Below are 14,649 nucleotides of genomic sequence, written 5' to 3'. Positions count from 1 at the left end.
AGACAGCTTATTTGACGCTCGGCGTCACCCTCACAGCCACCTTGCCGGTGGCCGGGGTGTAGACGAGCGGTTGCCCGATCAGCGCGCTAAGATCGTCCAGCGCGATCGTGACCAGCCCGTGCTCGCGCAGCACGGGCTGCTGCAGCGTGACGCGCGCATTCCCGCGCGTCGCTTTAGCCGCATTCACCTGCAGGGTGAATGCCTCTTGCCCCAGGCGGAGGCGAAGCGCTCCGCCTTCCGCACTTGCGCTGCCGCCGAGCTGCGCTGCGGCAGCAGCCGCGTCCACGCGCAGCGGGGCGCTGCCCGGCTGCGCCAAGACCCGGCGCTGGATCGATCGGTGCAGCAGCTCCGGCGTAATGCCGGGGCTGCCCGCGTTGATCCGCGGGATCAACAAGCGATCGGCGCTTCGCGTCGCCATCTCCGGCGAAATCGTGAAGGCGTAGCGGATGCCCGCCTTTGCAACCAGCTCGGTCGCCGCCGGCGACGTGATGCCGAACGGGTACGCCATCGTGTCGATCGGCGCATCCGTTAAGCCTGCAAGCTTGCCGATACAAGCTTGAGTATCTTTGTAAACGCGCTGCTTATAGGCATCATCGCTCTCGGCGTCCAATCTTCCTACCAACGCTGCTTCACCGCTAGGAAGCTTGTGGTGCAGATTGTTGGTATGGCAGCCAATATCGATGAAGTTCGTGGCATGCGTCATCTCGCTGATTTGCTCCTTCGACATGGAAGGAATGTAAGACCCAAGCGGATTCGTTAAATCATTGGTAATCACGAAGTTCACAGCGGGAATTCGCAAGCTTTTCAAAATCGGATAGGCCGATGTGTAAAAACTTTGATAGCCATCATCGAACGTGACAAGCACGGCATTGGATGGAACGGTAGCGCCCTCCATGTACTGTTTGAACTCTTCTAAGGAAATGAAATGATAGCCTTTGCTAAGCAGCGATTGAAGCTGATTTTGAAAAAGTGAGCTTGTAATGGTGCTGGAGCTGGTGTCCTTATCATGCACGTGATGATACATAAGAACGGCCACTTGGTCTTGGTAGTAAATATCCCCGGAGCGCTTTGCCTGCAGCGGCGTAAGCAGAAGGGTGAGCCCAATCAGGCTAACTAGAATCGAAACAGCGATTCTTTTGTACATGTCAGCGAATCTCCTTGTTTTCCTCACAAGAAGCATCGAACTCTTCATGGGAGGTATGTTATAATAGTTTGTAATTATTATTAAGTGTGTATTTGAGAGAGGAGCCAGACCTAGTCATGCAGCATTTTTATCAAAGCGTCTACGATTTGATTGTCGAAACTTCCACAAACCTTCCCGGTGATGTGCGCCGTGCGGTACAAGCCGCTCAGGAAAATGAGGACAAAGGAACGCGTTCTGCATTATCTCTATCTCGCATTGCGGATAACATCCATATGGCGGAATGCAATGTATCCCCCATTTGTCAGGATACGGGTATGCCAACGTTTATTATACACTGTCCGGTTGGGGCAAACCAAATTATCATGAAGAAACAAATCTTAGAAGCGGTTGCTAATGCAACCAAAGCTAGCAAGCTGCGCACGAATTCTGTAGACTCCCTTACAGGTGCAAATAGCGGAGATAATCTGGGGCCTGGTACGCCGGTTGTTCATTTTGAGCAATGGGAACGTGACGATATCGAAGTGAAGTTGATTCTAAAAGGCGGCGGCTGTGAGAACAAAAATATTCAATACAGTTTGCCTGCTGATCTTGAAGGGGTAGGTAAAGCAGGACGTGATCTTGACGGCATTCGCAAATGTGTGATGCATGCGGTTTATCAAGCGCAAGGTCAAGGATGCAGCGCGGGTTTCATCGGCGTAGGTATTGGAGGCGACCGTACAAGCGGGTACGAGCTGGCTAAGCATCAATTATTCCGTCATGTTGACGATGTGAATCCACATCCGGAGCTGCGCAAGGTGGAAGAGTACGTCATGGAGCATGCCAATACGCTTGGTATTGGAACAATGGGCTTCGGCGGTCAGGTGACACTGCTTGGCTGTAAAGTTGGCGTAATGAACCGATTGCCAGCAAGCTTCTTCGTTTCTGTTGCTTACAACTGTTGGGCATTCCGTCGTCAAGGCGTCGTCTTGAATGCGGAAACTGGCGAAATCAATGGCTGGTCCTATCCAAGAGGGACAGAGGTTTCTTTCCAGGAGGCTTTCGAAGCGAGTGCAGAAGAAGCCAAGAATACGCCAAAAGAAGAGCGTCGTGAGATCGTATTGACGACGCCAATATCGGAAGAGCAAATCCGCAGTCTCAAAGTCGGTGATGTCGTCGTCATTAATGGTACGATGCACACAGGACGCGATGCGCTGCATAAATATTTGATGGATCATGATGCGCCGGTAGATCTGAATGGAGCAGCGATTTATCACTGCGGACCGGTAATGAGTAAGGATGAAACTGGTGAATGGCACGTTAAAGCGGCGGGACCGACAACAAGCATTCGCGAGGAGCCTTACCAAGGTGATATTATCAAGAAATTCGGTATTCGCGCGGTTATCGGTAAAGGCGGAATGGGACCGAAAACGTTAGCAGCTTTGAAAGAGCACGGCGGCGTCTATTTGAATGCTATCGGTGGTGCTGCGCAATACTACGCACAATGCTTCAAGAAGGTTGAAGGGGTTGATTACATGGAATTCGGAATCCCTGAAGCGATGTGGCACTTGGAAACAGAAGGATTCGCGGCTATCGTAACGATGGATTCACACGGTAACAGCCTGCATGCAGATGTAGAGAAGAATTCACTTGAGAAGCTGGCAGCTCTGAAAGAGCCTGTTTTCAAATAATTTTATAAGCGACGCACTTATCCTTCATCTTTACAAAAAAAATACTGGATTAGGCATGGAAGAAAGGGTTACTATGAAGAGTAGCCCTTTTCTTTTTGTTTTTTACCCATGAAATGGACAGACTTAACCATCGGAGGCTTGTATCAGATGACTAAATTCCGTGCCAAACTAACTTTTATTTTGATTTTATTGATTGGTTGTTCGATGCTGGTTGCGGGCATTTTCATGGCTAAGGTGCTTGAGAATTCTCACATAAAGTCTTTACAGGACAATATGGAACGCGAGCTCCAAGTCATAACGGCAACTGGCGATTGGAACCGTAAAGGAACCGATGCAGAGTTGATTGCTTACTATACGGAACAAGCCATACACCTTAAAGGAGTTACGAATGAGAGATTGACGTTTGTTCGAGCGGACGGAAAAGTCCTAGGCGACTCTGATCAAAAACCCGAACAAATGGATAATCACTTGAGTCGGCCGGAAATTGTATCGGCAGCTGCGAATGGAGTCGGCTATACGACTCGTTACAGTGATACTCTGAAGGAAAATATGCTGTATGCAGCTATTCCAGTGAAGAATGAAGCGCAGGAGACAACAGGGTTCTTACGCATTTCCATGAGCTTGGAACAGGTAGGGAAGTCGATTCGCAGCTTATGGTATTTTCTGATTTCCGGGTTGATCATTTTGTTCCTGATCGCAGGAATCGTTAGCTATCGGATTGCGAAAGGGATTACTCACCCTATTGAGAAGATGACGAAAGTAGCCCAGCAAATAACGAATATGAATTACCAATCTCGTGTTCCGACTTATAATAATGATGAGGTTGGACAGCTGGGGCAGGCGATTAATCGCATGTCAGAAAGTTTGCAGCAGCAAATGGCACGGATTCAGGAGAATGAACGCAGGCTTCAAGGCGTCATGGAAAATATGATGAGCGGAATTATGATGATTGACCGTGAAGAGCGGATTATACTTTTAAATCCTGCTGCGGAATACATTTTAGGTTTCTCCTCTCAGGAGCTGCTGGGGAAGAAATATAATGAAGCCAAACAGCAATATGAGTTTACAAAGTTGATACAAGAATGCATAGAGTCACAAGATCCGATTCGCGATGAGATGGTTTTCTATTATCCGGCAGAGCGAATTCTCGATATTCATTTGAGTCCGATTGCCCATGAAGATGAGGAATGGTCAGGTGTTCTGATCGTTATTCACGACATCACGGCTGTGCGCAGACTTGAGAGGATGCGCAGTGAATTCGTAGCGAATGTATCGCATGAATTAAAGACGCCAATTGCCGCGGTGAAAGGCTTTGCCGAAACGCTGCTAGCTGGTGCGCTTAACGATAAGGAAACGGCCGTGTCGTTCTTACAAATCATTTTTGATGAGAGTGAGCGGTTGAATCGATTGATTGGGGATATTCTGGAGTTATCCAAAATTGAATCGAAGCGGATTCCGATGAATTTTTCGCCGATCTACTTGCCTGAATTTCTAGAGAGATCGTTAAGTGTGCTGCGAAAAGAAGCGGAGAAGAAGCATATTGAACTAAGTATGCAGGTTGATGACGATATCTATATCGAGGCGGATGAAGACCGGTTACGGCAAATTATTATCAATCTGCTTTCCAACGGTATTACTTACACCCATGATGGCGGCAAGGTAAAAGTGCGTGTAGAACCGCTTGATAAGAATGCTGATGGGGATTATGAACGGCTTCGGTTAATTGTTTCGGATACGGGCATGGGTATACCTAAGAAGGATTTACCGCGAATTTTCGAGAGATTCTATCGTGTAGACAAAGCTCGCTCCAGAAGCTCAGGCGGTACGGGATTAGGATTATCGATTGTGAAGCATTTAGTTGAGCTGCACAAAGGAACAATTCGGGTCGATAGTGAGGTTGGCGTCGGCACAAGATTCACGATAGAATTGCCTGTCATACACTAATTTACACGACGATGATGAAACATTTACATTGTTTTTACAAACTTGTGGTAAAATGAGGTTGTGCAATGTAAATAAACTGTAAACGCGGGGGATCCCATGGCACAAAAAATACTAGTTATTGAAGACGAGCCAACATTAGCTCGATTGCTTTCGTACAACCTATCTCAGGACGGGTATGATACGAAGGTTGTCGATCATGGTGGCGATGGACTTCAAGAGGCGTTACAGCAAACTTACGACTTAATTATTCTGGATATTATGCTGCCTGGACTGAATGGATTCGAGGTATTGGCGAAGCTAAGGCAGAAAGGGAACAGCACACCAGTTATTATTTTAACGGCACGTAATGCCGAGGATGAAGTAGTGCAAGGTCTTAAGCACGGTGCTGATGATTATATAACGAAGCCCTTTGGAGTAGCGGAATTGCTTGCCCGCGTCTCTGCCGTTCTGCGAAGAACACAATCGGAGGACGTGGCAGCGGACAAACTTAAGAGCAATGAGAAAGTGATTCAGGCGGGTGAATTGTTCATTTATCCGGAGAAATATGAGGTCGTTCTGAATGGGGATTCCATTCCGTTAAGACCTAAGGAGTTCGAGGTCCTGCTTTATCTCGTGCAGCGCCCGGGCGTTGTTGTCACAAGAGACGATCTTATGAATATCGTTTGGGGTTTCGACTATATTGGCGGTCAGAGAACCGTAGATGTTCATGTAAGCTCGCTTCGTAAGAAGCTGGAAATGAATCAACAGTCAGTACAAATTGATTCAATCCGCGGCGTTGGATACAAGTTGGTAGCGAGTATGGTCAAAAAATAATGAGCCTTGGGTGCTGGTTAACAGCGGCCCAGGCTCATTTTTGTGCATAAACAACGTAGATGCTGTTCCCCAATGCTTCTGATTTTACTTGGCTTGTATGAGAGAGTAACCACTCCGTTATATGGGTATGCGTCATGTAGAGATCGACCTGCTCATGCATCATAGGCAGCTTAGAAGCCTTAGATGAGATGAGGTTGGCTAAAAAAGCATCAGCCTCATTTCGATCTTGCATCATATAATCGGCTAAGCACATGACTCCCCCCGGCTTCAAAACCCGCAGCATTTCACCCCAGGCAAGCTCTCTCTGTGCTTCTGTCAGATGATGAAGAGCAAATGAACTGACAACATAATCAAATGTACTATCCATGAATGGAATGGCCAGTACATTGCCGAGCTTGAGTTCGATGTCCGCATATTTGGCCGCGCAAAGCTTGAGCATTTGCTTGGATTGGTCGATCGCGGACAAGGTGAGGCCGATTTGCTGCAGCTTGCCGGCCAAGTTGCCTGTGCCTGTTCCTACATCAAGCCCCTTAAGGCCATGCGCAGGAGAGATAAGCTGGGCGATTTTGTCTAATGCTGCCTCGTAGCTTGTATATATGGGAGGGCTGCTCCTATCGATGTCGCTTAGCGGGCCGTTTTCTGTGGTATCTACAAACGAGGAAGCAGGCTGGAGCAGCTCATCAAACTGTAGGGCCTTTCGATCGAAATCCCAATGGTCGCGCCAGCTTCCCCTTAGGTCTCGCAGCTCCTTGCTTTGCTGGGCTAGCTCGTAAAGCAGTTCAGTCGGCAGATTGCTGCTTCCTTGAGCGGCATGGATCATCTGATCCATGGTTCCGATGATTTGTTTCATTTCTGTCCATTGTTGAAACAGCATTGAACGCTGCATTTGCAGGGCGCTTAGCACCTCCTCTTGTTGATTTAAATCGGTTTGGGCTAAGGTTTGACGAATATCTTCGAGTGTCATTCCCACTTCCCGTAGTGAAATAATGGTTTGCAATCTCCACGCATCTTGTTCTGTGTAGATTCGATAGCCATTCTCTTTCTGCTTTGCAGGCGTTAGTAGTCCTTTTTGCTCATAGAAGCGAATGGCTCTTGCTGTGATGCCGAGTTTACGGGAAATTTCATTAATCAGCATGTATGGTCCTCCATCATGGCACAATTGCATACAATTTTCGCCAGATCAGAAATTTTATTTTTGTTGGTATTTGTTATACTCTTATATAGTACTAGCTATGAGCAATTGTGAGAAGCCTAACGGTTATACATATCTAAGGCTTATATTATGAAAGAAGTTTTACTAAAGTAAAACTCCAAGGAGGATTATCATGTCAAAAACGTATCGTATAGCCATTATTGGTTGTGGAGGTATTGCCAATGGCAAGCACATGCCAAGTTTGAACAAATTGAAGAATGTAGAAATGGTTGCTTTCTGTGACATCGTTTCTGAAAAAGCGCAGGAAGCTGCTGCAAAGTATGGCAAAGAAGAGGCTCGTGTATATGAAGATTACCGCGAGGTTCTGAAAGACAGCTCCATTGACATCGTTCATGTCTGTACGCCAAATGATTCGCATGCGGAAATCACGATTGCTGCATTAGAAGCAGGCAAGCACGTTATGTCTGAGAAACCGATGGCAAAAACAGCGGCAGATGCACGCCGTATGGTGGAAGCAGCTAAGCGCACGGGTAAGAAGCTGACAGTTGGTTACAACAACCGCTTCCGTGGCGATAGCCAACATTTGCACCAATTATGCTCGGAAGGCGAACTAGGTGAGATTTATTTCGCTAAGGCTCATGCGATTCGTCGCCGCGCGGTACCTACTTGGGGAGTTTTCCTTGATGAAGAGAAGCAAGGCGGAGGCCCGCTGATCGATATCGGAACGCATGCACTGGATTTAACCATGTGGATGATGAACAACTATGAGCCGAAGGTTGTACTAGGTACTTCTTATCATAAATTATCCCAGCGTGAAAATGCAGCTAATGCTTGGGGACCTTGGGATCCTTCCAAGTTCACCGTTGAGGATTCCGCATTTGGTATGATTACAATGAAAAATGGAGCTACGATTATTCTTGAATCAAGCTGGGCACTGAACACACTCGAAGTGGATGAAGCGAAATGTACACTTAGCGGAACTGAGGGCGGCGCTGATATGAAAGGCGGACTTCGCATTAATGGTGAGAAGCACAGCCGTTTATACACGACCGAAGTTGAATTGAATGCTGGCGGAGTAGCCTTCTACGATGGTGAAACAGAAAGTGCGCCGGATTTGGAAATGCGCCTATGGATTCAAGCGATCGAGAATGATACAGATCCAGTTGTAACTCCTGAGCAAGCATGTGTCGTATCTGAAATCTTAGAAGCCATTTATGAATCAGCAAAAACAGGGAAAGCCGTTTATTTCGACTAGTTTCGACTATTTCCTGGGAAATGAAGGATCCCCTTCTTCGATATGATTATCGGAGGAAGGGGTTTTTTGTGCTAAATAATGCTCTTGCTAGCTTTTCGATGTTCACCAGGTGTAGAGCCCGTTCTTTTTTTAAACATTTTGGAGAAATGATGTAAATCAGCAAAACCGCAATAGAGTGCAATGGATTCGAGACTAAGATCTGTATTCGTAAGCAGTTCCTTGGCGTGATTAACCCGCATGTTGATTAAATACTGGTGAGGCGAGATACCGTATCGCTGTTTGAACATGAAACTGAATCTGGAAACGGATAAGCTGGCTCGATTCGCCATATCCTCTAATGAAATGGGTTCGCTTAGATGATTGGAAAAGTAAGAAGTAATCCAGTTGAACGAATGTACAAGTGTCTGTGTCGCCTGATAGTAAGTCTCAAGAAGCGAAATGATAATTTCCGTAACGAGATGTTGGGTTTTCAGCTGTATGAGCGGGTCCTGCTGTTGGGCATACTCAATAACCTGAAAAAGAGTTTCTTTTAATTTAGATGGGTTGGAGGGATGGACATGCGTCGGCATTTGAATCCCATATAGATCGTTGATTGTTGGCTGTATCAGGTGCATATAAGCTGATAAATCAATCTGACCGGGTCGGGTGGGGAAGCTGTTTTCACGTTCGGAATTATAACATAAATCAAAATGAATAAAAGGCGTAACGGTGTTAGTCAGCCCTTCGAGTGTTAGTAAACTTCCCGGTTGAACGAGGCAGAATTGACCGGCTTGAAACATATATTTCTTATGATCTACCCAAAAACAGCAAGTGCCCTCTTGAATATAAACGAGTAGATAATCAAGCAACCTACGCTCCGGATAAGACCACGGCTTACGAACAGCAAACTCACTTTGCCTAACAAAAGGAACAATCGAATGTTGTTTCAATAATTCGGTGTACATGCTTGAATCCTTCTCTCCACAATTGAAAATTAATTCTTCTTATCTCTTATTGTAGTACTTCGATGTACATCTAATCCAGTTGTTTTTGACAATAATAAAACCTTGTTTGACAAAGATTTTGAACCATTTGACTCCTATAATAAAGCTATAATTATACAAAGAGGTGAGCAGAGGATGAGCATTCCGGAAACAAATCATAGCAATGATTTACCCTCTATGGAAGACAACTATGAATTGTCTGCGCAGCAAATAGAAAGCTTTCAGAAAAAAGGACATATTGCGCTTAGACAGGTCGCAAGCAAGTCAGAAATCGCTTCCTACGAGCCTGTTATTAGTCACTTGGTGAAAGAGTTGAATAAGCATGACAAGCCGCTCGAGCAGCGAGATACGTATGGGAAGGCCTTTATCCAAATCTCAAATCTGTGGGAGAAAAGTGAAGCGATAAGGCGATTCGTGCTAGCTAAACGATTTGCTAAAAATCGCGGCTGATTTAATGGGGGTGGATGGGGTACGAATTTATCATGATCAAGCCCTGTTTAAAGAACCTCACGGAGGCCATACGCCTTGGCATCAAGATCAAATCTATTGGCCGCTCGATACAGATAAGACGATAACCATGTGGATGCCGTTAGTTCCCATTTCTCAAGAGGTGGGATCTATGACATTTGCATCGGAGTCCCATCTTATGGGCTATATTAATAAAATGGTCATTTCCGACGAATCCCACCGAACGCTTGCTGGCTACATTGAAGGCAAAGGCTTCGAAACGATGTCTCACGGTGCCATGGAGGCAGGCGATGCAACGTTTCACTCCGGATGGACACTGCACAGTGCGCCTGGAAACCCTACGGACACCATGCGTAAAGTGATGACCGTGATTTATTATGCCGACGGAATAAGAGTAGCCGAGCCGGATAGTAAAGCGCGTGAGAATGATTTGAAAGCGTGGTTTCCCGGCATTCAACCAGGCGATGTGGCGGCAACTTCGTTAAATCCATTGGTTTACAGCCGCTCAGCAAATTAAACAAAGCTCGCTCCCTTTATATTTTGACAAGGGGAGCGAGCTTTGTTATAAAAAGAGTCACCATTTACTCCCTTGCGGAGCCGGGCAACGGGCGGCTGTTAGTTTGGCCTTGATCGCCATGAGACAACCGCACCAGCGGCATGTTGTTCCGATTTGATAGTCTTTGCAGCCATCGCATATCGCGATACGACGATCATATTCCTCTTCAATAGGATTTTAAAGCAACAGCTGAGAATAGACAAAGAGTATTTCAATTCAAAGAAGTAGCGATGCTCGATATACGCGATAGTGTCATACTGCATGAAGCCATTGATAGTTATTGAGGGTTCGCTATGATTTTACCATTTAACCACTCAAATTCGTATTCAAAATGTTCTGTTGAGTCATAAAATTCCGGTGAGTACGGACGAACAACATGACTCTCTGTTGCACTTACACCTAAAACGGATAGGGATAATAAACAGGTAAATGCAAAAATTATTTTTGCTGTCATATTTGGATGCCTCCGTCACATTAAGATAATTTCATTGTACGGTGCATATGTGATTGGAGTATTATCACTAAGTAAATAACTTGTTAACACAAAGGGAATGGGTTACGCCCTATGTGGCGATATTTTCGGACAGGACTCGGCCCCCCTCGCTTACCTGAACCAGTGTCCGATTAATACCACTATCATTTAATTCTGGACAGGGGTTCGACATGCTTTCATGGTGGAATCTTAACCTTTAGCGGAGCTACAGTAAGTCAAGTGGATTTTGCTTTTTTAGAAGCAGTGCTTGTATAGTTATATTATAGTATTTATTTTTTTAAGAACTATATAGAGAACATGCATAGGTTTGCGAAAAACTAGCTCTATGAGAAAGGGAAGAGATGCCTGTCTATAGAGCTAACAATATGTATGGAAATGACAACAATCGGGAGGAAACAACATGAGTACACAGAGTCTGGGAGTTCCATTAGAAGGTTTTGCTGAATTTAGTCGAACGGTAGCCGCAGAAGGCGCGGTGCTGTTGAAGAATGAAGATCAGGTGCTTCCGCTTCGATACGGCGAAAACGTTTCAATTTTTGGCAGAACCCAAGTTAATTACTATCGCAGCGGTACAGGTTCGGGTGGGAGTGTCCATGTTTCTTATACGACCAATTTGTTGGACGGTCTTCGCAGTAAAAAGAACCTTACCGTCAACGAAGAACTGGCAGCTGTTTATGAAAAGTGGATTGAGCAAAATCCATTTGATGATGGCGGAAAAGTATGGGCGGCAGAGCCGTGGAACCAGAAGGAAATGCCTTTAACCGATGAACAGGTATCGAAGGCAAGGAGCCAATCGAGCAAGGCGGTCGTTGTAATCGGCCGTACGGCTGGAGAAGACCAGGATAATGCTGACGCATCGGGCAGCTACCAATTAACAGCCGATGAACAAGCAATGCTGAAGCAGGTCACTGCCTATTTTGAACAAACCGTTGTTATACTGAATGTATCGAATATTATTGATATGAGCTGGCTGAACGATGATAGTTATGTACACCCGATTCCGTGCGCTATTTACTCTTGGCAGGGCGGTATGGAAGGGGGCAATGCGATTGCCGATGTACTGGCAGGAGAGGTGACGCCGAGCGGTAAATTAACGGATACGATTGCTTATTCTATAGAAGATTATCCATCGACCCGCAATTATGGTAATGAATTTAAGAACTTGTATCAGGAAGATATTTATGTGGGCTATCGTTATTTTGAGACGTTTTGCCCGGATAAGGTGCAGTTTGAGTTTGGTTACGGTATCTCTTATACCTCATTTAAAGTCGAGCCTCAAGAGGCCAAGCTAACCACCCAAGAAGGAGAAACATACGTTGAAATCGGTGTAACGGTAACCAACACGGGAGCTGCTTTTGCGGGAAAAGAGGTCGTGCAGGTCTATTACGAAGCGCCGCAAGGAAAGCTGGGGCAACCGACTAGAGCGCTGGCGGCATTTGGGAAAACAAAAGTCCTTCAGCCGGGCGAATCGCAGTGTCTTACGGTTAGCTTCCCTGTTCATTCTATGGCCTCCTATGATGACGCCGGTGTGACGGGCCATTCTTCTGCTTATGTGATGGAAGCCGGGGCGTACCGCTTGTATGTGGGAACCAGTGTCAAACAAGTGGAGGAAGTCGGCGTGGAAGGTCAAAGCGGCTATGTTGTGGAAACTCTTCAAGTTGTGGAGCAGCTGCAAGAGGCGATGGCACCAACAGAAGACTTTACGAGAATGAAGCCGGGCGCTCGTATGGAAGACGGTTCGTATGAACTTATTTTTGTAGAGGTACCTAAGCGCAAGATTTCCATGGAGGAACGGATCGAGAAGAACCTTCCCGAAACTTTGGAGCAGACCGGTAATCAGGGACATCAATTAAGAGATGTTTTGGACGGAAAGATCGGTATGGGAACCTTCATCGCCCAGCTCAGCGATCAGGATCTGGCTGCGATCGTCAGAGGAGAAGGCATGAGCAGTCCGTTGGTTACACCGGGTACAGCTTCAGCTTTCGGGGGAGTAAGCGATCAGTTGTTCAATTACGGTATTCCAGTAGCTTGTACCGCAGATGGTCCGTCCGGGATTCGTATGGACAGTGGGGACAAGGCGACTCAGGTTGCCATCGGAACCTTACTCGCGGCCACCTGGAATGCGGAGCTGGTCGAAGAACTGTATGTCATGGAAGGCCAGGAATTACTAAGGAACAAAGTAGACACTTTGCTTGGGCCGGGCCTCAATATCCGGCGCAGTCCGCTTAATGGACGCAACTTTGAGTATTTTTCGGAAGATCCGCTGATTTCCGGAGTATTTGCCGCTGCATGCACGCGAGGCATTATGAAGGGCGGCTCTAACGCTACGCTGAAGCACTTCGCCTGCAACAACCAGGAAAAGCATCGCAGTAAGGTAGATGCCGTCGTTTCCGAACGCGCTCTGCGGGAGATTTATCTGAAAGGCTTTGAAATTGCGGTGAAGCAAGGCGGCGCAAATTCGATTATGACCTCCTATAATCCCATCAATGGGCACTGGGCAGCGTCCAATTATGATCTGAATACCACGATTCTTCGCGGGGAATGGGGCTTCACAGGAATCGTAATGACGGACTGGTGGGCTATCATGAACGATGTCGTCGAGGGAGGGGCTGCAGATCGGAAGCATACGAACTGGATGGTCCGTGCCCAAAACGATTTGTACATGGTTGTTCCTAACTATGGGGCAGAAATCAACGATTGGGATGACAATACGATCGAATCTCTGGAAAATGGTTCGTTAACCCGTGGGGAACTTCAGCGCTCCGCCATGAATATCTGCGAGTTCATCATGCACGCACCGGTGTTCTCCAGAAAACACGAGATGATAGAATCGATTGCTGCATTCAAGGCAAATCCATCTCTTTCACTAGAGCGGGCGCAGGCACTATCCGAAAATGCACAGGTTAACCCTGCCAAGGCCGGGGCCACCTATGTGAAAGTGGATCAGGCTGGCCAATACCGGATCATCGTCCACATCATGTCGCCAGAACCCGAACTCGCTCAAAGTGCTTGTAATGTGAGCCTGAACGATCAATTGATGACGACCATTCAAACGAATGGGACGGAAGGCAAATGGATCAGACAGAAGCTTGTAAAAATCGAACTGGAAGCTGGCCTTTATGAATTGAAATTGGATTTCGTTAAACCAGGCTTGCAGATCGACTGGATCGAATTTAAACAAGTGTAAATGTAGGAACGGCAATGAGCTGATTAAGCGGCCAAACTGCCTCGCCAGACGACGAAGTCGACACGTGGCGGTGAATTGTGGGTTTGTACAGCCACGGCTCACCTCCATACAATGAAGAAGCACCCGATGAGGGTGCTTTTTTTGGGTTAGCCTGATTAAAAGCTTACAAACGATTCTTTTCCTGTTGGCGGAATTTGCCTGGTGGTAACTTCTTCTCTTCCATAAAAGTACGAGAAAAATAATGGACAAAAGAAAAGCCTGTGACTTCGGCAATTTCTTTAATGGAAAGCTCGCTTGTCAGAAGCAGGTGGGCCGCTTGACGTATGCGTTCACTTCGAATGAAGTCGGTGAAAGTCTCGTGTATGCCCTCAGAGAACAAGCGTGATAGATGACGTTCGGAGACGTTGAGATAGCCAGCGACATGCCCCAGTTGAAGCGGTCTGGGATAAGTTATCACTGATATAAAGCTTGGCGCGCTGCAGCAGGCGGTAAGCTCCCCTTTCCTTCTCGAATCAAGAGTGACTTCCACAAGTGGGCAGTTGGGTGATGATCTGCTTCATGAATGCAAACCTCGGCATGCTCAGCTAGATCGCTGAAGGCTTCACGCATAGTATCATCGCTTTGTGTTTCATCTAATTCGAATGCAACATAAACAATAAATAAGCCCTCTTTCGTACGAATTTGATGATTAATCCCCGGTCTCGAACAAAAGTGTGTACCTGCCCTGAGCGGATAGACAACACCTTTTTCCGTATACTCACCCTCACCATCCAAGATATAGCAAACCTCAAAGAAAGAATGCTTATGGGGTTGATTATCAAACAGGCAAGGGTTAACTCCCCAATATTGAAGCTTGAAGCAGGCGGCAGGTCCATGAATGACATTCAGGACTTCATTAAGCATGGATTCGGTGTCTTTACATAGATACATTGGCTTCATCCCCGGTATTCGACCAGGTGATTTGGCGGCGACTGCGTTAAATCCAT

The 14,649-nt window shown here is 46.5% G+C and carries 13 protein-coding genes; 7 read left to right on the top strand and 6 right to left on the bottom strand.

All coding sequences use genetic code 11. From position 1 onward, the window contains the following. Positions 1 to 7 precede the first annotated feature (7 nt). The gene (locus ACBP55_RS29535; RefSeq protein ID WP_464646744.1) at positions 8 to 1,144 is read right to left on the bottom strand and encodes a polysaccharide deacetylase family protein; all 1,137 of its coding nucleotides are present in this window, start codon (positions 1,142 to 1,144) and stop codon (positions 8 to 10) included. Positions 1,145 to 1,260: 116 nt separating this feature from the next. On the opposite strand from ACBP55_RS29535, the gene ACBP55_RS29530 reads away from it, so the two are divergent. From ACBP55_RS29530 to ACBP55_RS29520, 3 genes are all read left to right on the top strand, one after another. Beyond that, complete coding sequence (locus tag ACBP55_RS29530) at positions 1,261 to 2,811, top strand: fumarate hydratase (protein ID WP_464646742.1); 1,551 nt, start codon at positions 1,261 to 1,263, stop codon at positions 2,809 to 2,811. Between the two features lie 147 nt (positions 2,812 to 2,958). Continuing rightward, positions 2,959 to 4,755 carry a two-component system histidine kinase PnpS gene (gene pnpS / locus ACBP55_RS29525; RefSeq protein ID WP_464646741.1) on the top strand — a complete coding sequence of 599 codons (1,797 nt, stop codon included), beginning with the start codon at positions 2,959 to 2,961 and terminating at the stop codon, positions 4,753 to 4,755. A gap of 96 nt (positions 4,756 to 4,851) precedes the next feature. Then, positions 4,852 to 5,568 (top strand): response regulator transcription factor, encoded by a 717-nt coding sequence (locus tag ACBP55_RS29520; RefSeq protein WP_029197063.1) that lies wholly within the window; start codon positions 4,852 to 4,854, stop codon positions 5,566 to 5,568. Between the two features lie 34 nt (positions 5,569 to 5,602). Here the strand turns inward: ACBP55_RS29520 and ACBP55_RS29515 are convergent, their stop codons facing one another. After that, positions 5,603 to 6,703, bottom strand: coding sequence for a MerR family transcriptional regulator (locus ACBP55_RS29515; RefSeq protein WP_464646739.1), 1,101 nt, complete (start codon positions 6,701 to 6,703; stop codon positions 5,603 to 5,605). Between the two features lie 190 nt (positions 6,704 to 6,893). Between ACBP55_RS29515 and ACBP55_RS29510 the strand changes: the two genes are divergently transcribed. Beyond that, entirely contained in the window at positions 6,894 to 7,976 is a 1,083-nt protein-coding gene (locus ACBP55_RS29510) for a Gfo/Idh/MocA family protein (RefSeq protein WP_464646738.1), read from the top strand. Between the two features lie 71 nt (positions 7,977 to 8,047). Here the strand turns inward: ACBP55_RS29510 and ACBP55_RS29505 are convergent, their stop codons facing one another. Further along, entirely contained in the window at positions 8,048 to 8,920 is an 873-nt protein-coding gene (locus tag ACBP55_RS29505; RefSeq protein ID WP_464646736.1) for a helix-turn-helix domain-containing protein, read from the bottom strand. A gap of 174 nt (positions 8,921 to 9,094) precedes the next feature. Between ACBP55_RS29505 and ACBP55_RS29500 the strand changes: the two genes are divergently transcribed. Beyond that, entirely contained in the window at positions 9,095 to 9,409 is a 315-nt protein-coding gene (locus tag ACBP55_RS29500) for a hypothetical protein (protein ID WP_464646734.1), read from the top strand. Further along, a complete protein-coding gene (locus tag ACBP55_RS29495) occupies positions 9,390 to 9,944 on the top strand; it encodes a phytanoyl-CoA dioxygenase family protein (protein WP_464646732.1) in 555 nt (184 codons plus the stop codon). The genes ACBP55_RS29500 and ACBP55_RS29495 overlap by 20 nt, the downstream gene beginning before the upstream one ends. A gap of 316 nt (positions 9,945 to 10,260) precedes the next feature. On the opposite strand, the gene ACBP55_RS29490 is transcribed toward ACBP55_RS29495, so the two are convergent. Further along, positions 10,261 to 10,437, bottom strand: a complete 177-nt coding sequence (locus ACBP55_RS29490) for a hypothetical protein (RefSeq protein WP_464646730.1) — start codon at positions 10,435 to 10,437, stop codon at positions 10,261 to 10,263. A gap of 439 nt (positions 10,438 to 10,876) precedes the next feature. Between ACBP55_RS29490 and ACBP55_RS29485 the strand changes: the two genes are divergently transcribed. Continuing rightward, a complete protein-coding gene (locus ACBP55_RS29485; RefSeq protein ID WP_464646726.1) occupies positions 10,877 to 13,663 on the top strand; it encodes a glycoside hydrolase family 3 C-terminal domain-containing protein in 2,787 nt (928 codons plus the stop codon). A 163-nt stretch (positions 13,664 to 13,826) separates the two neighbouring features. On the opposite strand, the gene ACBP55_RS29480 is transcribed toward ACBP55_RS29485, so the two are convergent. Together ACBP55_RS29480 and ACBP55_RS29475 are read right to left on the bottom strand one after the other, a co-directional pair. Continuing rightward, positions 13,827 to 14,120, bottom strand: coding sequence for a helix-turn-helix transcriptional regulator (locus ACBP55_RS29480; protein WP_464646724.1), 294 nt, complete (start codon positions 14,118 to 14,120; stop codon positions 13,827 to 13,829). After that, a complete protein-coding gene (locus ACBP55_RS29475) occupies positions 14,117 to 14,593 on the bottom strand; it encodes an AraC family ligand binding domain-containing protein (protein ID WP_464646722.1) in 477 nt (158 codons plus the stop codon). Before ACBP55_RS29475 ends, ACBP55_RS29480 begins: the two co-directional genes overlap by 4 nt. Positions 14,594 to 14,649 lie beyond the last annotated feature (56 nt).

The organism is Paenibacillus sp. WG02, assembly GCF_055396115.1.
The sequence above is the reverse complement of the archived record's forward strand: the minus strand, read 5'-3'. Positions and strand labels throughout refer to the sequence as shown.